The sequence below is a fragment of the Clostridium sp. JNZ X4-2 genome (assembly GCF_054889485.1).
Map to the genome: position 1 here is coordinate 2,495,785 of NZ_CM142685.1, position 19,345 is coordinate 2,515,129.

At 31.7% G+C, this 19,345-nt stretch carries 24 protein-coding genes and 1 tRNA gene; 9 read left to right on the forward strand and 16 right to left on the reverse strand.

Annotated features, from left to right (window positions below):
- Positions 1-631: 631 nt before the first annotated feature.
- A complete protein-coding gene (locus ACYUJ6_RS11980) occupies positions 632-892 on the reverse strand; it encodes a hypothetical protein (protein ID WP_461843006.1) in 261 nt (86 codons plus the stop codon).
- 349 nt (positions 893-1,241) lie between these two features.
- Here ACYUJ6_RS11980 and ACYUJ6_RS11985 point away from each other — a divergent pair, with 349 nt between their 5' ends.
- On the forward strand, positions 1,242-1,517 hold the full coding sequence (locus ACYUJ6_RS11985) for a hypothetical protein (RefSeq protein ID WP_461843007.1): 276 nt from the start codon (positions 1,242-1,244) through the stop codon (positions 1,515-1,517).
- A gap of 861 nt (positions 1,518-2,378) precedes the next feature.
- On the opposite strand, the gene ACYUJ6_RS11990 is transcribed toward ACYUJ6_RS11985, so the two are convergent.
- Together ACYUJ6_RS11990 and ACYUJ6_RS11995 are read right to left on the reverse strand one after the other, a co-directional pair.
- A complete protein-coding gene (locus ACYUJ6_RS11990; protein ID WP_461843008.1) occupies positions 2,379-2,900 on the reverse strand; it encodes a putative ABC transporter permease in 522 nt (173 codons plus the stop codon).
- Between the two features lie 142 nt (positions 2,901-3,042).
- On the reverse strand, positions 3,043-3,123 hold the full coding sequence (locus ACYUJ6_RS11995) for an XkdX family protein (protein WP_461845500.1): 81 nt from the start codon (positions 3,121-3,123) through the stop codon (positions 3,043-3,045).
- Positions 3,124-3,414: 291 nt separating this feature from the next.
- On the opposite strand from ACYUJ6_RS11995, the gene ACYUJ6_RS12000 reads away from it, so the two are divergent.
- From ACYUJ6_RS12000 to ACYUJ6_RS12010, 3 genes are all read left to right on the forward strand, one after another.
- Positions 3,415-3,615, forward strand: coding sequence for a hypothetical protein (locus tag ACYUJ6_RS12000; RefSeq protein ID WP_461843009.1), 201 nt, complete (start codon positions 3,415-3,417; stop codon positions 3,613-3,615).
- Between the two features lie 574 nt (positions 3,616-4,189).
- On the forward strand, positions 4,190-4,360 hold the full coding sequence (locus ACYUJ6_RS12005; protein WP_461843010.1) for a hypothetical protein: 171 nt from the start codon (positions 4,190-4,192) through the stop codon (positions 4,358-4,360).
- A 149-nt stretch (positions 4,361-4,509) separates the two neighbouring features.
- Positions 4,510-4,719 (forward strand): hypothetical protein, encoded by a 210-nt coding sequence (locus ACYUJ6_RS12010; protein WP_461843011.1) that lies wholly within the window; start codon positions 4,510-4,512, stop codon positions 4,717-4,719.
- A gap of 85 nt (positions 4,720-4,804) precedes the next feature.
- Here ACYUJ6_RS12010 and ACYUJ6_RS12015 read toward each other — a convergent pair.
- A tRNA-Glu gene (locus ACYUJ6_RS12015) sits at positions 4,805-4,879 on the reverse strand.
- Between the two features lie 313 nt (positions 4,880-5,192).
- Complete coding sequence (locus ACYUJ6_RS12020; RefSeq protein WP_461845501.1) at positions 5,193-5,387, reverse strand: DUF2284 domain-containing protein; 195 nt, start codon at positions 5,385-5,387, stop codon at positions 5,193-5,195.
- Between the two features lie 616 nt (positions 5,388-6,003).
- Here ACYUJ6_RS12020 and ACYUJ6_RS12025 point away from each other — a divergent pair.
- The 5 genes from ACYUJ6_RS12025 (at position 6,004) to ACYUJ6_RS12045 (ending at position 11,256) form a co-directional block, all read left to right on the forward strand.
- Positions 6,004-6,753 (forward strand): DeoR/GlpR family DNA-binding transcription regulator, encoded by a 750-nt coding sequence (locus ACYUJ6_RS12025; protein ID WP_461843012.1) that lies wholly within the window; start codon positions 6,004-6,006, stop codon positions 6,751-6,753.
- Positions 6,753-7,658 (forward strand): 1-phosphofructokinase, encoded by a 906-nt coding sequence (pfkB, locus tag ACYUJ6_RS12030; protein ID WP_461843013.1) that lies wholly within the window; start codon positions 6,753-6,755, stop codon positions 7,656-7,658. The genes ACYUJ6_RS12025 and pfkB overlap by 1 nt, the downstream gene beginning before the upstream one ends.
- A 67-nt stretch (positions 7,659-7,725) precedes the next feature.
- On the forward strand, positions 7,726-9,624 hold the full coding sequence (locus ACYUJ6_RS12035) for a PTS fructose transporter subunit IIABC (RefSeq protein WP_461843014.1): 1,899 nt from the start codon (positions 7,726-7,728) through the stop codon (positions 9,622-9,624).
- Positions 9,625-9,780: 156 nt separating this feature from the next.
- Positions 9,781-10,437: a metal ABC transporter ATP-binding protein gene (locus ACYUJ6_RS12040; protein ID WP_461843015.1), complete on the forward strand. Its 657-nt coding sequence runs from the start codon at positions 9,781-9,783 to the stop codon at positions 10,435-10,437.
- Positions 10,438-10,461: 24 nt separating this feature from the next.
- The gene (locus tag ACYUJ6_RS12045; protein ID WP_461843016.1) at positions 10,462-11,256 is read left to right on the forward strand and encodes a metal ABC transporter permease; all 795 of its coding nucleotides are present in this window, start codon (positions 10,462-10,464) and stop codon (positions 11,254-11,256) included.
- A gap of 93 nt (positions 11,257-11,349) precedes the next feature.
- Here the strand turns inward: ACYUJ6_RS12045 and ACYUJ6_RS12050 are convergent, their stop codons facing one another.
- From ACYUJ6_RS12050 to cbiE, 11 genes are all read right to left on the reverse strand, one after another.
- Positions 11,350-11,646: a DUF2325 domain-containing protein gene (locus tag ACYUJ6_RS12050; RefSeq protein WP_461843017.1), complete on the reverse strand. Its 297-nt coding sequence runs from the start codon at positions 11,644-11,646 to the stop codon at positions 11,350-11,352.
- A 160-nt stretch (positions 11,647-11,806) separates the two neighbouring features.
- Entirely contained in the window at positions 11,807-12,328 is a 522-nt protein-coding gene (gene cobO, locus ACYUJ6_RS12055; protein ID WP_461845502.1) for a cob(I)yrinic acid a,c-diamide adenosyltransferase, read from the reverse strand.
- Positions 12,329-12,391: 63 nt separating this feature from the next.
- Positions 12,392-13,234: a GHMP family kinase ATP-binding protein gene (locus ACYUJ6_RS12060; protein ID WP_461843018.1), complete on the reverse strand. Its 843-nt coding sequence runs from the start codon at positions 13,232-13,234 to the stop codon at positions 12,392-12,394.
- Positions 13,235-13,246: 12 nt separating this feature from the next.
- Positions 13,247-14,017, reverse strand: a complete 771-nt coding sequence (locus tag ACYUJ6_RS12065; RefSeq protein ID WP_461843019.1) for a cobalt-precorrin-6A reductase — start codon at positions 14,015-14,017, stop codon at positions 13,247-13,249.
- Between the two features lie 25 nt (positions 14,018-14,042).
- On the reverse strand, positions 14,043-14,861 hold the full coding sequence (locus tag ACYUJ6_RS12070; RefSeq protein WP_461843020.1) for a sirohydrochlorin cobaltochelatase: 819 nt from the start codon (positions 14,859-14,861) through the stop codon (positions 14,043-14,045).
- A 17-nt stretch (positions 14,862-14,878) separates the two neighbouring features.
- Complete coding sequence (cobJ, locus tag ACYUJ6_RS12075; protein ID WP_461843021.1) at positions 14,879-15,613, reverse strand: precorrin-3B C(17)-methyltransferase; 735 nt, start codon at positions 15,611-15,613, stop codon at positions 14,879-14,881.
- Between the two features lie 2 nt (positions 15,614-15,615).
- Positions 15,616-16,629, reverse strand: a complete 1,014-nt coding sequence (gene cbiG / locus ACYUJ6_RS12080; RefSeq protein ID WP_461843022.1) for a cobalt-precorrin 5A hydrolase — start codon at positions 16,627-16,629, stop codon at positions 15,616-15,618.
- On the reverse strand, positions 16,610-17,386 hold the full coding sequence (gene cobM / locus ACYUJ6_RS12085; RefSeq protein ID WP_461843023.1) for a precorrin-4 C(11)-methyltransferase: 777 nt from the start codon (positions 17,384-17,386) through the stop codon (positions 16,610-16,612). Before cobM ends, cbiG begins: the two co-directional genes overlap by 20 nt.
- Before the next feature lie 13 nt (positions 17,387-17,399).
- Complete coding sequence (locus tag ACYUJ6_RS12090; RefSeq protein ID WP_461845503.1) at positions 17,400-18,065, reverse strand: cobalt-factor II C(20)-methyltransferase; 666 nt, start codon at positions 18,063-18,065, stop codon at positions 17,400-17,402.
- Positions 18,066-18,144: 79 nt separating this feature from the next.
- Complete coding sequence (gene cbiT, locus ACYUJ6_RS12095; protein WP_461843024.1) at positions 18,145-18,708, reverse strand: precorrin-6Y C5,15-methyltransferase (decarboxylating) subunit CbiT; 564 nt, start codon at positions 18,706-18,708, stop codon at positions 18,145-18,147.
- Positions 18,705-19,328, reverse strand: coding sequence for a precorrin-6y C5,15-methyltransferase (decarboxylating) subunit CbiE (gene cbiE / locus ACYUJ6_RS12100; protein WP_461843025.1), 624 nt, complete (start codon positions 19,326-19,328; stop codon positions 18,705-18,707). Before cbiE ends, cbiT begins: the two co-directional genes overlap by 4 nt.
- Positions 19,329-19,345: the final 17 nt, after the last annotated feature.

Here is a 19,345-nt window from a genome sequence, read left to right on the forward strand (position 1 = left end):
ACCACAGGCACAAAGCTGGTAATTACCTTTACCTAATTATTTTAATATTTATATATGCTTATGTTATTTTCATTTTCTCTAAGGCCATTTCCTTAGGACACCTACTATTATATAAATTACTTGTGACATCATAATGGCATATTGGTTAATTATCCATTTACTTCTTAAACAATCTGTAAATAATATGAAAATAAGCACTGATTTGACAGTGCTTATTTGTACATAGGTTATTTAATTTTTCACTAAGTTTTACCTTAGCTCAATTATTATTTTATAACATTATTGTTACAATACTGTGTCATTTATACTAAATAAAAGCATATAAGAAAAAAATATATTATTCTCCGTTGTTTTTATCTGTCATAATTAATATAAATACTATTAAAATAGGCATAATTATCGACATCATATTTATTATTACTGACATTATTTTTAATGAACCTATATCTTCAATCATACTATTCACCTGTTTGTGTTTATATTCTTATATCTTACTTTACCACCTTATAATCCATTTTATACAAAAAATAAGCACCCAGATGACAGTTGCTTATTTTGTATCTCACAATTTCTTAAAATGCAAATATAAAATTGCTATAAAACTCAATTAAAATAGTACGGTATATTTATATTATTTTTTTAATAAAATAAGGACTCTCCCCAAACACATAATTATAAAAGCTACTATGCAAACTACAGCTGATTCCTTAGATTTATTTTTAAATGCACTCATACCGCAAAAAAGTACAAAAGGTGCTGTAAAGAAAAGTAAAAACACTCCCCAATTCGGAATAAGTGCTATTGAACAGGTTATATAATAGATTGAAGCAACTATCATCTTAAACTTTTGACCCGTTCTAAATCCAGGTATATATTTTAATATATTCTTCAATTTATCATCTCCAAATATGTATTCTGTATTTAGTATTCTACAAATTTTTTTTTATTCCTGCTTGATTTTATTTAAAAACATAAAATTCTTTCCTTTTTTTTAATAGAATTAACAATTTTCAATAATTAATTTACTTAGAGTTTTACAGAAACTAAAATTTACATCAAAACTGCCATTGTAATTTCAACCCTTGAAACACGATTAATTGCCGTGATGTGTTAATTCTAATTCTTTATGTTTAAATCATCATTTTTTTATTGTCACCCAACGGTATTTTATTATCTATTGCTTTCAATGCTGACATAAGTGATATAATAATATTATTAACTTAAAGTAAGGAGTTGTAATCATGGACAAAGTACTTATTGAATTGGATCTACTTTATTCTGATGCCCAAAAAAATCCTTTGCTAAAAAAAGAACTGCTTGCAACCCGTTCAGCAGACGACCCCATGGATACCTTTTGTAAAGTAGCTTGCAATGCAGGTCATCCTATAACAGTTGGGGAACTTTTTGCAATTGGACAAGAATATAGTGACAATCAATGCAAAAGCACAAACGGTGGAAATCCCTACCCATACGAATCATTTGAAGACACATATGAAACATTTCTGGCCTCTCTATGAGCTGTATATTAAATTTCATAACCTAATTACAAAAGTACCAATATAATAATTGGTACTTTTGATTTTATAATCACTAAGCTCTAGTATTTATTGTAGCCTATCCAAAGTCCCTGGATGAGAAAAATAATACAAATTTTCCCCAAGTTATCCAAACTGCAATTAAATAAGAACCTGATATAAGTGGATAAATTAAAAGATGAGTATGATTAATTTACATACATTCATTAAAAATATCTACGGACTTTCTTACAGTACTCTACATATTCCTTGCCATAAATCTTTTTCAAAGAATCTTCCTCACAAAGAACTTGGTTATTCAAAATCCAAAAGCCTGCAATCAAGTACAATAATAATATCCAGTTTGAAAAAATGAAAAATACCCCAAACAGTATAGAACCAAAAGCAACATAAATTTGTTATAATTTTCTTTGATTACATAATGCACCCTATTATTCAGCTTTTAAAGAACAATTCTAATTAATAAATCAAAATAATCCACATCCCTTTTTAATTTAAGATCATTTATGATATTTCTTGAAATAAATCCCCCATTCCAGAATATAATATTCTCTCTCTTTATTTTGAAAATCTCCATCATGTTGAAAAGCTTCGATTATAACTGGTTTCTTTAAGTAGCCACAACCTTCCAAATTCTGTTGTACCCATAAAACTACATAAGATTTATGTCCTTTTATTATAATGTAATGAGAATAATAGTATGCACCAGTCTTTAGTCCTGCATTCTTTGCATTTTCTATATTTTTATGATATTTTTCATCCCTTCACTGCTTTAATATCCCTCTTGTAATTACTTCCAATTTTTTTATTAGTACCCCTCTATAATTAGTTCGCAAAATAGTTCTATTGTAACTTAACTAACCTTACAAAATAACTCCATAAGCTTGATGGCCTTTCATCCTGATAAAAATAGTAGGATAGAACATCATCAAACCATATAATTATCACAATGGACAAATACCAGTAGATAAGGTTTTTCAAACATATCTGCCCAATAAAATTACATTTCTCTTGGGAATAATCCCACAAATTCAAATGTAAGTACAGGTTGAAAAATATTCCTGAGAGCAATTCTATTGCAGTAATTACAGGGCCTCCCATAACTACCTGCTGCCAAACCTTGAGATTATAATATCCAGGTCTATCATTTAGAGAACCTATAATCACACCACATAACCCACCTATGGGAAACATCCATAAAGAAGTCCAACCACATAAGCTCCACTTAGATATACCATTAAAACCTATTAGTGAACCGCTAAAAGCTCTTGAAAATATCTCTACATTTAAATAAAGGCTTCCAAACACTAGAAAATGGATTATTTTATTTTTCAAGTAATAGTTGTTGAAATGACTGTATCCCATTCTACTAAATTCACCTCTTCCACTGTTGTAAATATTTTTACATAAGCCTGAAGTAATTATTTATGTTTTATAGTATTTGTCATAAAGATTTTAGTTATAAGTATTTTAAGATAAAATAAAAAAGCTATCTCTAGCTCTTATTTTATGCTGTATAATCCTGCCCATTTATGGCTTTATACTCATCTGCTGCTACAATATTCTTCTGAACAGCCTGCTTTACCATATCCAAAGATGCTCAGTTATTTTTACAGCACATACTCCAAGAATTAAAATACTTACTCATTTATACCACCCTCCGTGTCTGATTATTTCTACATTTATAAAATTAAGTATAAATTTGTAAATATCTTCTTACTTCTCACCTACTTTCTCCCAACAATTCATTATTTCCGATTCACTTTCATTAGAGTTTATAAAATGAGATTCATAAATCAATTCATAAAAATCTTAGTATTATATTTACCATATTGTAAATAATATTAATTAAACATGATAGTAAAGGAGGATTCAATTAATGAATTCACAAGCAAGAGATAACATTCATAAAGTAAAGGAATCATTGAAAGACACTCAGCAATGTCTCCAAATGGCTTCAGATGAGGTTGAAAATTCTAATATTAAAAAGCAAATAAACACTCAATTAACTCAGATTACTAATTGTCTTGGAGAATGTGAAAAAATAGCTTCTGGATTAAGCCAACACAAAAATCACTAAATATAATAAAAAGTTTGAACTACACAAAATAACCACCCTAAATAACGGATGCTTATTTTGTGTACATAAAGAGTTTGTTTTTTTATATTGTATGCAAAGATTGTTATGTAAAAATATTGTACTTGTCAAGTTCTCGTTAAAAAGAATCCAATACAGTAAAATTGCACTTTCAAAAACATTATTATATAATGGGAATGTTGAATGATTTCAAAGCACATAGCCTATTATAAGTCCACCAAACTTATAATAGGCCTTTTCTTTAGTATAGGACATGCTGTCAAATTATTTAATAAGTTCCACAAAAATGTACTTAATTCACCATAATTACATTATATGTTATTTATACAATATATATATTCAACATTTAGTTAAAAAATCCTTAAAATATTTAATAGATCCTAATAGTCAGCTCATTATATCTTTGCCCTTTATCTTTATACTTTCCCATGAGATTATGATTTTACTGGAGCTTATCTACATTGAGTAAAATATTTGACTTAAGTAAATACTATTATTAATGAAAACAGTAATATCTTTTATTGGGCAATTTATTAATTTTACAGGAGGAACTTATATGGATAATAATAAAAACAGAATGAAAGACAGACCTAAATCCAACACTGAAAAAAGAAAAATGTATTCTGAAACAGGAGCCCAGATAGGTATCGAACATGGTAAAAAAATAGGTTCTCATTCAAATGGGAAAAAGTATACAAAAAGATCAAAATTATCTCATAATAAATAATAAAACCCCAGGCCAAATTAATCACCTGGGGTTAAAATTATTGTGCTGGCTGTGTAGATGCAGGAGCCACAGTATTCTGTATCGTAGTAAGTTTCTGTTTCAACTGTACATTTTCAGCTTGCGTCTATTAGCACACTTGGATTCGATGGATGGATACAAATCTTCTCCATCTCTCAGGCATACATATGCCGCCAAGCAATGCTACCAAGCAATTTAAAAATAATATACCTTTAAAAACCATTTCTATGCTCTTAAGTCATAGCAGTATTGAAATAACTGCCAACATCTACACTCATGTTGTAAAGAAAGAAAAAGAAAAATCCATAGATTTATTGAGCAATATAAAAACTATGGTGTAAAAATAGTGTAAAATATCAAAAAATAAATACTTAAATAAAAAATGAGAACGCCTTAACTACTGATGTTAAGCCATTCTCTTTGATTTGGTAGTCCCTAGGAGAATCGAACTCCTGATTTCACCGTGAGAGGGTGACGTCTTAACCGCTTGACCAAGGGACCTCATAAAATTTTTGCAATCAACAAATATTATTATATATTTTTTTACCTATTTAGTCAATATATTTTTTTAGAGTTTCCGCGAAATTTAAAACTTTCTTAATTGTAAAAGTAAAATAGACCCTTATTCACAAATCAGTCTAATTTAGTCGTACAAATCCATCAGTCTAATTTACTTATGCAAATTTTTAAAATGATTATTTCTGTTTTGATGAGCCTGAAGGTTCAATTCTTATTTTTACCCAGCTAGCCACCGCAGGGAAATGTTGATACCCAAATTATTAATTAGACTATCAATTTTTTAAAACATGATAAATTACTCATTAAAAAGTATAAGCCCTACATAGGAAACTGTATTTGGGCCATTATAATATGAAATTCCCACATCTTTTTCAAGAGAAATAACATCAATTCCGTAAGCTTCAACAGAGGAAAGTGCCCTGTCAGGACATCTGCAATCTTCACCATCAAGATAGGTACATCTTTCACATTGGTATTGTAATTGCCGCAGGCATTTTTTTCACAGGCTTTTCTATAATCCTCATGGAATTTAATTTTTGATGTATCTACAATTGCAGCATTATCGGCATTAAGCTTCAATGCATCTCTGACTAAATTATCAAGATCAATTCCCATATAATAACTGCCTTCCGACATAATCATTTACCATATAATCCAATTATTTTTATAATTACTTTAAGATCTTAAAATAATAAAATATTCTTTAAATACAGAATATCATATAATCCAACATAATTTATTACATACTGAATTCATTTATAATTACAAAAATATTGTAGGTACTTCAGTAAAGCTGCCTATAAGACAAACTATAATTCTATGAGCCTCTTGGATTCAAGTGAAGTTTACCTATTTAAAAGAACTTATCCAGGAACATAGCAGTACTTAATCCCAGCTTTAGAAAAGATGAGCTCTTAGCAATGATAGTCATTAAAAAAATAAATTTTAAAGAATACATATGATTGTTTATGATTTATATATGAAAAAAAATGATTTTTTTTGACTTATAATGATTGATTTATAAAAACTTTTATATTACAATATGCATATAGTACATATTTAATAATTTATGATAAAGTTTCAAATTGAAAGGATGGTAAATACTTTTGTTAACAGAACAACGGCATAAGATAATATTAGAGCAATTAAAAAAAAAGGAAATTGTAAAGATCAATGAACTGGTAACTCTTTTAAATACATCAGAATCTACTATAAGACGTGATTTAGCTTATCTAGAAAACATAAATGCAATAAAACGGATTCATGGCGGTGCCACGTTTCCAAAAGGACGACTTATAGAACCAAGTTATGGTGAAAAGGAAATCCAAAATATAAAACAGAAAAGAAAAATAGCAAAACTTGCAGCTTCTTTTATAGATGAGGGTGATTGCATATATATAGACGCAGGAACTTCCACATTTGAAATGATTCAATATATAGACAAGAAATCAATAATAATAGTAACAAATGGTCTAAATCATATAAACTCTATTATTGAGAATAATATAAATGGATATATACTTGGAGGAAAAGTAAAGAACAGGACAAAAGCTGTCATAGGTTCGGATGCACTTAAAAGTCTTGAAAAGTTCAGATTTGACAAATGTTTTTTAGGTATAAACGGCATTCACCTGCAGTATGGCCTTACTACTCCCGATTCCGAAGAAGCCATACTTAAAGAAAATGCTATTAAACATTCATTCAAAAGCTATATTCTGGCAGATGGAAGTAAGTTTGGAGAAGTGAGTTTTATTAAGGTAGCAAATTTGGAACAAGTTTCTGTAATTACCGATTATAAAATAAAAAATTATGAAAAATATGCAGAGAAAACCGAAGTAAAGGTTGTGATGAATTAATGATATATACTGTAACCTTCAATCCCTCCATAGATTATGTAATACACATTAATAATCTGGTTTTAGGCGCTGTCAATAGAAGTACTGATGAAAAAAAATATGCTGGTGGAAAAGGAATAAATGTATCAAGAGTCCTGAATAATTTGGGAATACCAAGTAAAGCGCTTGGATTTATAGGTGGATTCACCGGAAAATTCATAAAAGATTCTCTTGAAAATGCAGGCATTGCCACTGATTTTATACAGATTAATGAAGACACAAGAATAAATGTAAAACTGAAATCCAATAAGGAAACTGAAATAAACGGTTCCGGCCCTTATATAGATGATTACAGTTTAAATAAATTATTCAAAAAAATAGAAAACTTAAGCCCTGAGGATTTTATAGTACTTGCGGGAAATGTTCAAAAGTCTGTAGATACGGACGTATACTCCAGGATTCAAAAGAAATGTCCAAGTGCCAGGGTACTAGTGGATACCACTGGTGACTCTCTAAGGGCTACATTAAAATATAAACCTTTTTTAATAAAACCCAACATACATGAACTGGAGGATTTATTTAATGTAAAAATAAAAGATACTGGAGAAATTATCCATTATGCAAATAAATTAAGGGATATGGGAGCGCAAAACGTAATAATCTCCATGGGAAAACAAGGTGCTCTGCTTATAGGTTACCAGGGCATTTACACTGCTTCTGCACCAAAAGGCAAGGTCAAGAACTCTGTAGGTGCAGGTGACTCCGTAATAGCTGGGTTTCTTGCTGAATACACCAGAAGTTTCAATTTGGTGGACAGCTTTAGATATGGTGCAGCTTCCGGAAGTGCTACTGCTTTTTCTATGGATTTGTGTAAAAAAGAAGATGTGGATAACTTACTTTCCAGTGTCCATATAACCAAATTGTAATAAAACTCTAAAATATCGGGAAACTTAGTGCAAAATCTCTAATACCAATTTGAAATGGAGGAAAATTATGAAAATTACTGAGCTTTTAGAAAAGAATACAATAAAGCTTAAATTGGAATCAGATACTAAATCTGAAGTAATAAACGAACTCGTAAATATACTTGATTCTGCAGGAAAATTAAATGACAGGGAAGAGTACAAAAAGCAAATATTAAAAAGGGAATCTGAATTTTCTACTGGTATAGGAGAAGGCATAGCAATACCTCATGCAAAAACATCTGCTGTAAAAATTCCTTCTCTGGCTTTTGGTATAAAAAGAGAAGGACTAGACTATGATTCCTTAGATGGAACTGATGCTAAACTGTTTTTTATGATAGCAGCAACTGAAGGAGCTGACAATGAGCACTTAGATACTCTTGCAAGATTGTCCAGTATGCTGATGAATGAAGAGTTCAAAGATAAACTCATGAGTGCTGAATCCAAGGACACAGTGCTAAATCTCATAGATGAACAGGAGAAGGAATATATAAAATCTAAAAAAGGCAATATTGAACCTGCAGAAAATAACTTAGATGAAAGGTCTCATAAATTAATACTGGCAGTTACAGCTTGTCCTACAGGTATAGCACATACTTATATGGCAGCAGATGCCTTAAATAACAAAGCTAAAGATATGGGAATTGAAATTAAAGTAGAGACAAATGGCGCTACAGGCGTAAAAAACAAACTTACTGATGAAGATATACGAAGGGCAGATGGAATAATTGTAGCCGCTGACAAACAGGTTGAAATGAACAGGTTTGATGGCAAAAATTTAATTCAGGTATCTGTATCCAATGCCATTAAAGATCCTGAGGCACTTATAAATAAATCTATAAGCAGTGAAGCACCTGTATATCACTCAGATAAAAAGGATGAAACATCAAAATCAGAGGGAAAACAAAAAAACGGTTTCTATAAACACCTGATGAGCGGTGTTTCGAATATGCTTCCTTTTGTTGTAGGCGGCGGTATACTTATAGCCATATCATTTATGTTTGGTATTAAAAGTTTTGATCCCAAGGATCCATCCTTCAATGTTATAGCCAAACTTTTTCACGATATAGGAAGCACATATGCATTTTCCCTTATGATACCCGTACTTGCCGGATTTGTTGGAATGAGCATAGCTGACAGACCTGGTTTTGCCCCTGCAATGGTAGGTGGACTTATAGCATATAAAAATGATGCAGGATTTCTAGGAGGATTGATTGCAGGATTTCTAGGAGGCTATGTTGTAATATTTCTAAAAAAAGTATTTTCTAAACTGCCGGCTTCACTTGATGGTGTAAAACCTGTATTATTGTATCCCATGTTTGGCATACTGATTACTGGAATTATAATGCTGCTATTTATTGTAGATCCTGTTAAGGCCATAAATATATCCCTGGAGCACTGGCTTGGATCAATGGGAACGGCAAATAAGGTGATTTTGGGAATCATACTTGGTGGAATGATGGCTGTAGATATGGGAGGGCCTGTAAATAAGGCAGCTTATACTTTCGGAATAGCCATGATAGCTGCAGGAAAATTCACTCCCCATGCTGCAATAATGGCAGGGGGAATGGTTCCACCTCTTGGAATTGCCATTGCCACCACATTTTTCAAAAATAGATTTACAACTCAGGAGCGAAATACTGGAAAAACATGCTATATAATGGGTGCAACCTTTATAACAGAAGGTGCCATACCTTTTGCAGCCTCTGATCCTGCCAGGGTAATTCCCGCCTCTGTAGCAGGAGCTTCCGCTGCAGGAGCACTTTCCATGATATTCAATATAGGATTGCCTGCCCCACATGGTGGTATATTCGTAATACCAATAATCAATGGAAATCCTCTTTTATACGTATTCTCCATATTGATAGGATCTTTTATAACTGCATTTTTGCTTGGCCTTATGAAAAAACCTTTGGATAAAAAATTATAACATAAAAAATTCAATATGATTATTTAAAATTCTTATAACCACTTGCAAATTGTTCGCAAGTGGTTATATAATAATATGAAAATGTATTTTATATTATTTTAACTATATCTACTATAATGTTATACAAACCAATAAGTAAACGGAGGAAATTTTAGTATGATCCGCATAAAAGATTTGACTTTTTCCTACACTGACAATCCACCTTATTTACTGAATAAAGTAAATTTAAGTATTGAAAAGGGAACTTATACTTCAATTATAGGTGAAAACGGCAGTGCCAAAACCACTTTAATAAAGCTAATTTTAGGGTTATTGCACCCTTTAAAAGGCAGTATATATGTATCCACAAAAAAAATTGGCTATGTCCCCCAAATGTTGGAAACCTTTAATTCTCAATTTCCCATTACTGTTTCTGAATTAATCAAATGTCATATGAAAGTCTTAAAGATAAAGGATAAAAACTCCATGGACAGATGCTTGGACTTCATAGGAATGGGATCTTTTAAAAACAGCCTTATAGGAAATCTATCTGGAGGACAGCGTCAAAAAATACTTATAGCAAGAGCACTTGTAGGGCATCCTGAGCTTTTAATATTTGATGAACCATCTACAGGTATTGATACTCTAAGTCAAAAGAGTATATATAAAATAATAAAGGATTTAAACAGAAATTCATTCATAACAGTACTATCTGTAGAACACAATTTGAAAGCTGCCCTTGAAAATTCCACTGAAATATGTACTATGAATGATGGAAGTGCATGCATGTACAGTATTGAGAAATATAAAAAATTAATAACTTTGAAAATTTAAACAAACTTTTACTGGAGGGAAGTTATGTTACAATACAGTTTTATGCAAAATGCAATTATTGCAGGCATATTTATATCTATATTATGTCCTGCAGTAGGTACATTTTTAGTTTTAAAAAGATATTCCATGATGGGAGATACATTATCCCACTCATCTCTTGCAGGTGTGGCAATAGGTTTGGTACTGGGATATAACCCCATATTGACCTCTTTTATATTCACCTCTGCTGCAGGTGTGACAATAGAGTTTTTAAGAAGTTATTATAAAAAATATGCTGAATTGATACTTGTAATAATACTTACTCTATCAGTTGGTATTGCAATTGTGCTTATAAGTACTGGAAAAGCAAATGCAGATGTAAATTCATACTTGTTTGGAAGTATACTTACAGTATCTAAAAGTGAACTTTATACAGTATTTTCATTAAGTATAATTTCAGTCCTGACTTTATCACTATTATACAATGAACTTCTTTATATAACATTTGATGAAAATGGTGCTAAAGTGTGTGGAATAAAGGTAAAACTTATAAACTACCTCTTTGCTCTTTTGGTAGGTGCTACAATTTCAGTATCCATAAGAATCCTAGGCATTCTTGTAATTTCATCTATGATTGCCATGCCCGTAGCTGCGTCACTTCAACTTCACAAAGGCTTTAAAATCACATTTATACTTTCCATAATATTTGGATTTATAGACATAATGGGTGGACTATTTCTGTCGTATTATATAAACAGTGCTCCCGGTGGTACTATTGCATTGACTTCAGTATTGTTACTTATAATTGTATTAACTTATAAAAAATTATTTAGCAGATAATTTTTTATAAGTGCATTATATCAGAGAAAAATTCACTTATTTTAATCCCCATAAAACTATTGTTATAAACCTGCAATTATTCACAGAAATCCCCTAAGGTTTTCTTATTTGTTCTATATAACTTTCTATATTCTTATACATACTTGACCAGGATCGCTTGCAAAACATAATTTTTACATCACTTCTCCTGGATTTGTTTTTTATTATTTCCGATATATTATGACCTATATAGTCTGTAAATACCAGTACTAAATCTGTGCTTTCAGGAATTTTTATTTTCCTATCACCTTTTTTTCTCCCACTAACATGCCCTATCTTATTAAATCCATTTTCTTTTAATTTATCTTTTATATTTCCCAGCCTATCTCCTCCGATAACTAAAATACTCATAATAACATCCTCTCTTATATATTTTTAAATTCTAATTGATACTGATTATCATCTTCAATTCTAACTTAATTCTCCTGTTTTGTAAATACAAAAATTAAAAGCCTAACAAATTCAACAAGATTTGCTAGGCTGAAGCTCATTCTATTAAAATACCCACAATTTAATTTTCTATTCCCTTTCTGGCATTGACACCTTCCGTATAATAATGTTTTATCTCTTTCATCTCTGTAACTAAATTTGCCCTTTCTATTATTCTTTCATCAGCATATCTTCCTGTCAATATAACTTCCGTTTTTTCTGGTTTCATATCTAAAAGTTCCAATACTTCATCTACAGTAAAAAGTTTATAAAATACAGCTATGTTTATCTCATCCAATACAACCACATCATAATCCCCTGAACTGAGTATTTTCTTAGCCTTTTCCAAGCCTTCCTTAGCCACTTCTATATCTTCTTCACTGGGTTTGTCAAATATAAAAACATCTCTTCCAAACTGCTCTAATGTAAAATTAGGCAAATATTCTCCTGCCTTTAATTCACTGTAATCCATTCCCTTTACAAACTGCCCGAAAAACACCTTTTTCCCGGCGCATATGGCCCTAAGAGATAATCCCAGTGCTGCTGTAGTTTTGCCCTTGCCATTTCCAGTATAAACTTGAATATATCCTTTATCCATTAAAATCAACCCCTTTTCTCATAATAATTTATTATTCTTTTCATATATGTGAAATTAAATTCATTGCAGCTAATTTAAAATCTTATTTAATGTTTTTAGACTATATAACTTAATGTTCTTTAACTTTAGCTTTTTTGAAATTTTTTCTCCAAAATGAAATTTTTCTTCATCTTCATATATTATACCCAGCACATTTCCACTGTGAGCTCCCATTATCCCAAGACCTGAAGTTTTATTCTTTATATCCAATACTATATTTAAAAAATCATAATAAAGTCTTTTTTGATTTTTTATTATACTTTCTGTGGATACATATGCCAGCTTTTCTAAATTTCTTTCTTTTACTGCCTCTTTAAGTACAGGTATTAAGCTCTCAACATCACTTAATTCCGGTAAATTCATATTATTAAATTCCACAGTGTCAATGATTTTATTTCCTTCAAAAGCAAGTATATTATAAGATAGATAATCTCCTAAAGTATACTTATACTTTCCATTTTTATAATCAAACAGAGTCATTTTTTTAAATATTATGCTATCCGTTGGCTCTATATTTACACAATTTTTTATAAGCTCTGATTCATTAAATTCTCTATTAAACATATTTATAAGGGAATAATAAACGCCGCATAAATCCGCTGTACTACTGGCAAGTCCCTTTCCCTGTGGAATTTTAGAATTTATTTCTATATCTATATTTTTATAATACCTTTCATATCCCCAGGACTTGAGAATATTCAATAAAAAATCCGATGATTTTTTTAAATTTACTCTCCTCATAGGATTATCACACTCTATAAGTTTAACTTCACTATAAATATTTACAGGGCAGGACAGTAAAATATCTTTATTTTCTATTTTTCCCTGAAGTATTTCACCAAAACTTCCAGGATAAGTTGCTGTAACCTCCATAAGATACATCCTCTACAAATTCTTTAAACTTCTTATATATTTCACCATTTCATTTACATTGTGAAAAGCATGATGGTAATCCATTTTTTTTCTTTCTATTATAAAAGCATATATTCCACAATCTAAACAGGCTCTTATTTTTTCAAAAGTACCACCTTCTATACCACTGTCCTTAAGCAGCATGGCCTGTGCTTTATATTCCTTTATAAAGGCACAATTTAATTCGTAGCCCACAGGTCCCTTTAATGCAATTATATCACCTAGTTCTATATTTCTATCATAAAGTTCTTTTAAAACCTTCAAAGTGGGCAGGACCCTGTAAACTATTCTGTTTTCAAGCTTTAATGCCAGTATCTTATCCACACTCCTGCTTCCTGTAGTATTTAATATAGTGCCTTTTATATCTTTAAGCTTTAATTTAAGTTCATTATAATCCTCCACTTCTATAACCTTAAATTCATCTTTAAATTCTTCTATACAGGATGGTCTTTCATATCTTATATATTCTATATTTAATTTATTACAAGCCTTAATCGCATTTCTAGTAACTTCCACTGCATATGGATGAGATGCATCCAGCAATACTTTTACATGTCTTTTTTTAAGTTCATCTACAAGTTTTTCCAAGTCAAGAGGCTTGCTGTTCATATAGTTATATTTATAATTTTCAAGAAGTGAAGCTCCATATTCCGTTGCAGTAGATATAAATATGTCTTCTGTAAACTCATTTAGCAGTGAAAGTATTTTTCTTCCTTCAGAAGTTCCAAGAATTAATCCTATCATATCAAAAATCTCCTTAATAAATCACCTAAACCTTAACTTTTTCATTCATAAATAAATTGCCTTTTATACAATCCTTAATATGCTGTACGTATATTTTCTGAAAAGCTCTATTTTCTCCAAGTCCATGAATATATGCACTAACTTCAAATCCTTTATCTTCAAGTATTTCTTTCCATGAACTGCTGTCTTCTCCCGCCATATCATTTAATGCATGCTCTCCTGCTACCAGCATAAAAGGCATTAGAGTAACACTTCTTATTCTATTTTCTTCTAATTTAGGTATTATATTTTCAATTACCGGATACCCTTCTACTGTACCTACAAAAATTCTTTTCATTCCCATATCATCCAATATATACTGAAACATAGCATAAGAAGCATTACAAGGATGAGAAGAGCCATGCCCCATCAGTACCACGGCCTCATCCTCTCTTAAATCAGGGATTTGACTTTTTAAAGCTTGGGCTGCTATTGTATAGTCATTTTTTTTATATAATACAGGTCTTCCCACTGTTAATTTATCAAAAAAAACTGCATACTTATTTACATCACATATTACCTTGTCATATTCATCCCCCGGCATTATATGAAGGGGCTGCACATATACTTCTGAAAACCCTTCATCTTTCATTTTATCCAGTGCTTCCGACACTGTATCTATATTAATTTTCATCTTTCTCTTCAATTTTCTGATTATTATACCTGAAGTAAAAGCTCTCCTTACTTCATATCCCTTAAATTCCCTGCTAATCTCATCTTCTGTAGTTTCAATACAATTTTTAAGTGCCTTCAGCACACTAGTGCCAAAACTAACTACCAGAATACCTTTTTTTAAAATGTTCAACTTACACCACCCTCTATCTAATAATCACTTGATTCAGTCAATTTATATCCTCTTGGAGTTATAAATCTGCCTTCTTTTAAATAGCTGTTGCTGTTGCCCACTATTACTATAGACATCATATCCACCTTGTCACCATTAAAAGAATCAATAGTAAAAATTTCAGTTTCCTGTCCATCCCTCAGGGCATTTCTAACCACAGCTACTGGAGTGGAGCCATCTCTATATTCCCTTATAATATTTATGCATTCTTCTAAATAATAAGGTCTTCCATGACTTTTAGGATTGTAAAAGGATATTACAAAATCTCCTGAAGCTGCAAGTTTTACTCTCTTTTTTATAAGTTCATAAGGGGTCATAAGATCACTTAAACTTATATTGCAATTATCATGCATAAGTGGTGCTCCAACTACAGAACCGGCAGCAGAAGAAGCTGTCACTCCTGGAATGATCTCCACATCTTCATCTTTTCTCAACTCTAAAATAAGTCCTGCCATTCCATATATTCCGGAATCTCCCGTACTAACTATGGAAACTACATTATCTCTGGAAAGCTGAAGCGCCTGTTTACATCTTTCCAGTTCTCCTCTCATGCCTGTGGAAAATACCTTTTTATTTTCAATAAAACTACCTATCATATCTATATACTTAGTATATCCTATAATTATTTCACTATTTTTTATTGCATTTACAGCCCTGACAGTCATATTTTCAACACTGCCGGGACCAATTCCCACTACATAAAGCTTACCCAAATTCAACACATCCTTTTATCAGCACATATTTTACAATTATTAAGCTTTCCAATGCACAGTGTCATACCATCTGCTTTTATTTTATCCGTAATCAAAGCTGCTCCTGTAAGTTTTACACAGGGCTGGCACACTGCCCTCACTCCCACGGATTTTTCTACAAAATCACTGCCTTCATAATCATCCTGTACATTCTTTATTTCCTCTATAGAAAATATTTTCAAACTGCATTTAAAATATTTTGCCAGTTCAATTATGGCCTTTTCCTCAGATTTAATTTCTATAGTAGCTATGTATTTTACAGATCTTTCATCTATATTATAATTTTCAAGAAGTTTTCTGATTTTATCCATCATATCCCGGGGGTTAAAATTTTTTCTGCATCCAATCCCCAGTACAATATCCTTTCTTATGAGTTTTAAAATTCTCACATTATCCACATTTAATTTATTTTTACCTGTCACATATACAATTCCCTGGGCATTATCCAAGTCGCAGCTGTACCCCTTAGGAGTATCTATTAAATTGTCTTCATCTACAAATCCAACTTTTTTGCCATCAACCAAAAGTGCTGCTATGTACTTTGCATCCCCTAAACTGTCTATAACAAGTTCCTTTTCCCTGGCTAAAACATCCGGTGCCTTTATTCCCATATTATCAGTGGCAGTTGTAATAACCGGAGTAGCTTTTAAAATCTCCGCTGCCTTTATTGCAAGCTCATTTGCTCCTCCCAAATGGCCGCTTAAAAGACTTATGACGAATTTGCAGCAGCTGTCTATTACAATCACTGCAGGATCCCTGTCCTTGGTTTTTATAAATGGTGCTATGGCTCTTACAGCTATGCCTGTGGAACTTATAAATGCAATTGCCCTGTATTTTAACATGGCCATTTCAGTGATATGTTTTAAATTGAACATGCAATTGTTTTTTTTGGAATAAAGATCTATGGAAAAATAATGTCCAAGTCTTTCTGCTATTTTATCTCCGGCACTTGTAACACTAATTACTGCTATCTTCATCTTTTCCCTTCCTGTACATATGTGTAAAGTTTTCATCATATAACAAACTCTTGTTGTATTTGCAGTGAATAAAATCTCCTACCAGTATTTGTGCTGTTTTTGTTATATTTTCACTTTTCACTTTTTCTGCAATATCATCCAATGTACCCACAACACACTTTTCATCCTGCCAGGTAGCTTTCTGGATAACAGCTACAGGAACGTTTCTTCCATATCCCTTTCTCAATCTTTCCACCACTTTATCTATCATGCTCACAGATAAGAACAGTGCCATGGAGGCTCCTATGGATGCAAGCTTTTCCAGTCTTTCATTTTCAGGTACCGGCGTTCTGCCTTCTATCCTTGTAAGTATTACGGTCTGACTTACATTTGGAAGGGTGAATTCACTTTTTATTGCAGCTGCTGCAGCTGTAAAAGAACTTACTCCAGGTATTACTTCATAAAGTATATTAAGTTTATCCAATTCATCCATCTGTTCTTTTATAGCCCCATATATGGTAGGATCTCCCGTATGCAGCCTAACTACCTTTTTACCCTGGCTATAATATTTATTTATAACTTCAATAACTTCCTTTAATGTCATGGAAGCCGAATTATAAACTTTTACTCCATTTTTACAGCAATTCATATGTTCTCTGCTTACAAGAGAACCTGCATATATTACTACGTCTGCACTGGACAATATATTTCTTCCTTTTACCGTTATCAAATCTACATCTCCAGGGCCTGCTCCTATAAAGTAAACCTTATTAGTCATATTTATCCCTCCATTAGTTTCTTTGTGCTATTATAATTGACATATAATCCTTATTTTTCAATATGTCCTCTCTATTTCTCAGAATCTGCTGTCCTTCTCTATAGGCCCTTTTTACAAATACGTATTTAAAGCCTTTTTCTTCTAACTTATCTAAAACCTTCTCTTCATTTTTATATACTTTCATTATGACTGCAAACTTTTCATCTTTTATTTTATCCACTTGGGTGGCAGGAAGAATTAATACCCTCTCATCCCCTATGACAATATTTTCACCTGCCAAACTGGCAGCTGCACAAAAAGATGTTATTCCAGGTATGGTTTCCGTAGTATAACCCTTATCTTTTATATGAGTGAGAAGATATATATACGTACTGTATACAAATGGATCTCCTATGGTCAAAAATGCTACATTTTTGCCTTCTTTCAATTTTTTTTCTACAATTTCAAAGGCTTCAAATATCTTTTTATCCTGATCCTTTCCTCCCATGGGAAAATGTTTTACTATAACTTCCTTATTTTCATCTATAAAATTTTTAGCCGTGTTAAGTGCTATGCTGTTTTGTCCTGCTCTGGCACAGGGAGCTACTATTACATCACAGCTTTTTATAGTCTTTACAGCTTTTAATGTAAGCAGCTCTTCATCTCCAGGTCCAACTCCTATTCCATAAAGAGTTCCCATAGGTGTATCTGTATTTTTCATATGATTCTCTACTCCTTCTATGTATAATTTAACCCATATCTCCTGTGTAAATCCCTGATTAAGGCTTAATTGCAGTAACTATAAATATACTGTTATTGGAGGTCATCATATAGCTGTTTTTCCTTGTCTTGTTTATGGATACCTGCATACACTCCACTTCATAATTCATATTCTTTAAAGTATTTAAAGTTTTATACAGATTATTTAGAGTTATAAAATTCAGTACCATGTTTCCATGACTTTTCAGCTTTAAACTATATGCTCTTATTATATCCTCTATATTTCCACCACTTCCACCTACAAACACAGCATCAAAACAGAAATTTATATTATTCTCAACCTCCAGAGCCTCTCCTTTTACAACAGTCAAATTATCAATATTGAATTTCTTTCTGTTCTGTTCAATAAGTTGAAGTGCCTCTTCATCTTTTTCAACTGCAATGATCTGACCTTCAGTGCATATTTTAGCCAGCTGTATACTTACTGAACCTGTACCAGCTCCTATATCCAATACCCTGGAATTATCTTTAACCCCCAGCTTTGAAATACTCAGTACTCTAATTTCTTCTTTTGTCATTGGACAATTTCCTCTTATAAATTCATCATCCTTTATATATATCATAAGATTTCTCCCTTTTTTTCTATGACAACTACAGAAAGCCCACCAAACCTTTTAGTTTTTATTTCATTTACACTTCCTACAGTAATTTTTTCATCATCATAGGAAAGATTTTCTCCTACATACACTTTTCCCTCTATAGATTTCTCTTCCAGAATGCTGCACATATAATCCGGAGAATGTACATTATCCGTAAACCATATGGACACCTGATTTTCTTTTACCATATTGCAGAAATCATCCTGACGGCCATGAAGACTTCCCAAAAAAGCTCCCTGCCAGCTTAATTTTATTTTTGCCATCATATATTGAAAAGAACTTATACCCGGGATAACTTCTATATTTCCCCGGTAATTTTTCTTTAAATATTCAGTTATACCATAATAAAGCGGATCTCCAGAGGCCGCTATTGATACACTTTTATATTTGCCCATCTCTATAATATCTATTATTTCTTTAAGCTTTTTTACTTTTATTTTATTTACATTTATAAAACCAAGACTGTCCACAGCTCTTTGAAATCCAACAACCACATCAGACTGATTTATTATGGCCACAGCCTTGGGAAGTATATATTCCGCACTTCCAGGTCCTATACCCACTATAAAAACTTTTGTATCCATTTTATTTCCACCTACTA

Bases quoted from the DNA above. Each gene is read 5' to 3' on its own strand.
- ACYUJ6_RS12050 (WP_461843017.1), bottom strand. From the start codon at position 11,646: ATGAGTATTTTAGTTATCGGAGGAGATAGGCTGGGAAATATAAAAGAT.
- ACYUJ6_RS12040 (WP_461843015.1), top strand. From the start codon at position 9,781: ATGATCCGCATAAAAGATTTGACTTTTTCCTACACTGACAATCCACCT.
- ACYUJ6_RS12090 (WP_461845503.1), bottom strand. From the start codon at position 18,065: ATGGGAACTCTTTATGGAATAGGAGTTGGACCTGGAGATGAAGAGCTG.
- ACYUJ6_RS12045 (WP_461843016.1), top strand. From the start codon at position 10,462: ATGTTACAATACAGTTTTATGCAAAATGCAATTATTGCAGGCATATTT.
- ACYUJ6_RS12010 (WP_461843011.1), top strand. From the start codon at position 4,510: ATGGATACAAATCTTCTCCATCTCTCAGGCATACATATGCCGCCAAGC.
- pfkB (WP_461843013.1), top strand. From the start codon at position 6,753: ATGATATATACTGTAACCTTCAATCCCTCCATAGATTATGTAATACAC.
- cbiE (WP_461843025.1), bottom strand. From the start codon at position 19,328: ATGGATACAAAAGTTTTTATAGTGGGTATAGGACCTGGAAGTGCGGAA.
- ACYUJ6_RS11990 (WP_461843008.1), bottom strand. From the start codon at position 2,900: ATGGGATACAGTCATTTCAACAACTATTACTTGAAAAATAAAATAATC.
- cobM (WP_461843023.1), bottom strand. From the start codon at position 17,386: ATGACTAATAAGGTTTACTTTATAGGAGCAGGCCCTGGAGATGTAGAT.
- ACYUJ6_RS12035 (WP_461843014.1), top strand. From the start codon at position 7,726: ATGAAAATTACTGAGCTTTTAGAAAAGAATACAATAAAGCTTAAATTG.
- cbiG (WP_461843022.1), bottom strand. From the start codon at position 16,629: ATGAAGATAGCAGTAATTAGTGTTACAAGTGCCGGAGATAAAATAGCA.
- ACYUJ6_RS12060 (WP_461843018.1), bottom strand. From the start codon at position 13,234: ATGGAGGTTACAGCAACTTATCCTGGAAGTTTTGGTGAAATACTTCAG.
- ACYUJ6_RS12000 (WP_461843009.1), top strand. From the start codon at position 3,415: ATGAATTCACAAGCAAGAGATAACATTCATAAAGTAAAGGAATCATTG.
- ACYUJ6_RS11995 (WP_461845500.1), bottom strand. From the start codon at position 3,123: ATGGTAAAGCAGGCTGTTCAGAAGAATATTGTAGCAGCAGATGAGTAT.
- cbiT (WP_461843024.1), bottom strand. From the start codon at position 18,708: ATGATATATATAAAGGATGATGAATTTATAAGAGGAAATTGTCCAATG.
- ACYUJ6_RS12005 (WP_461843010.1), top strand. From the start codon at position 4,190: ATGGATAATAATAAAAACAGAATGAAAGACAGACCTAAATCCAACACT.
- ACYUJ6_RS11985 (WP_461843007.1), top strand. From the start codon at position 1,242: ATGGACAAAGTACTTATTGAATTGGATCTACTTTATTCTGATGCCCAA.
- ACYUJ6_RS12065 (WP_461843019.1), bottom strand. From the start codon at position 14,017: ATGATAGGATTAATTCTTGGAACTTCTGAAGGAAGAAAAATACTTTCA.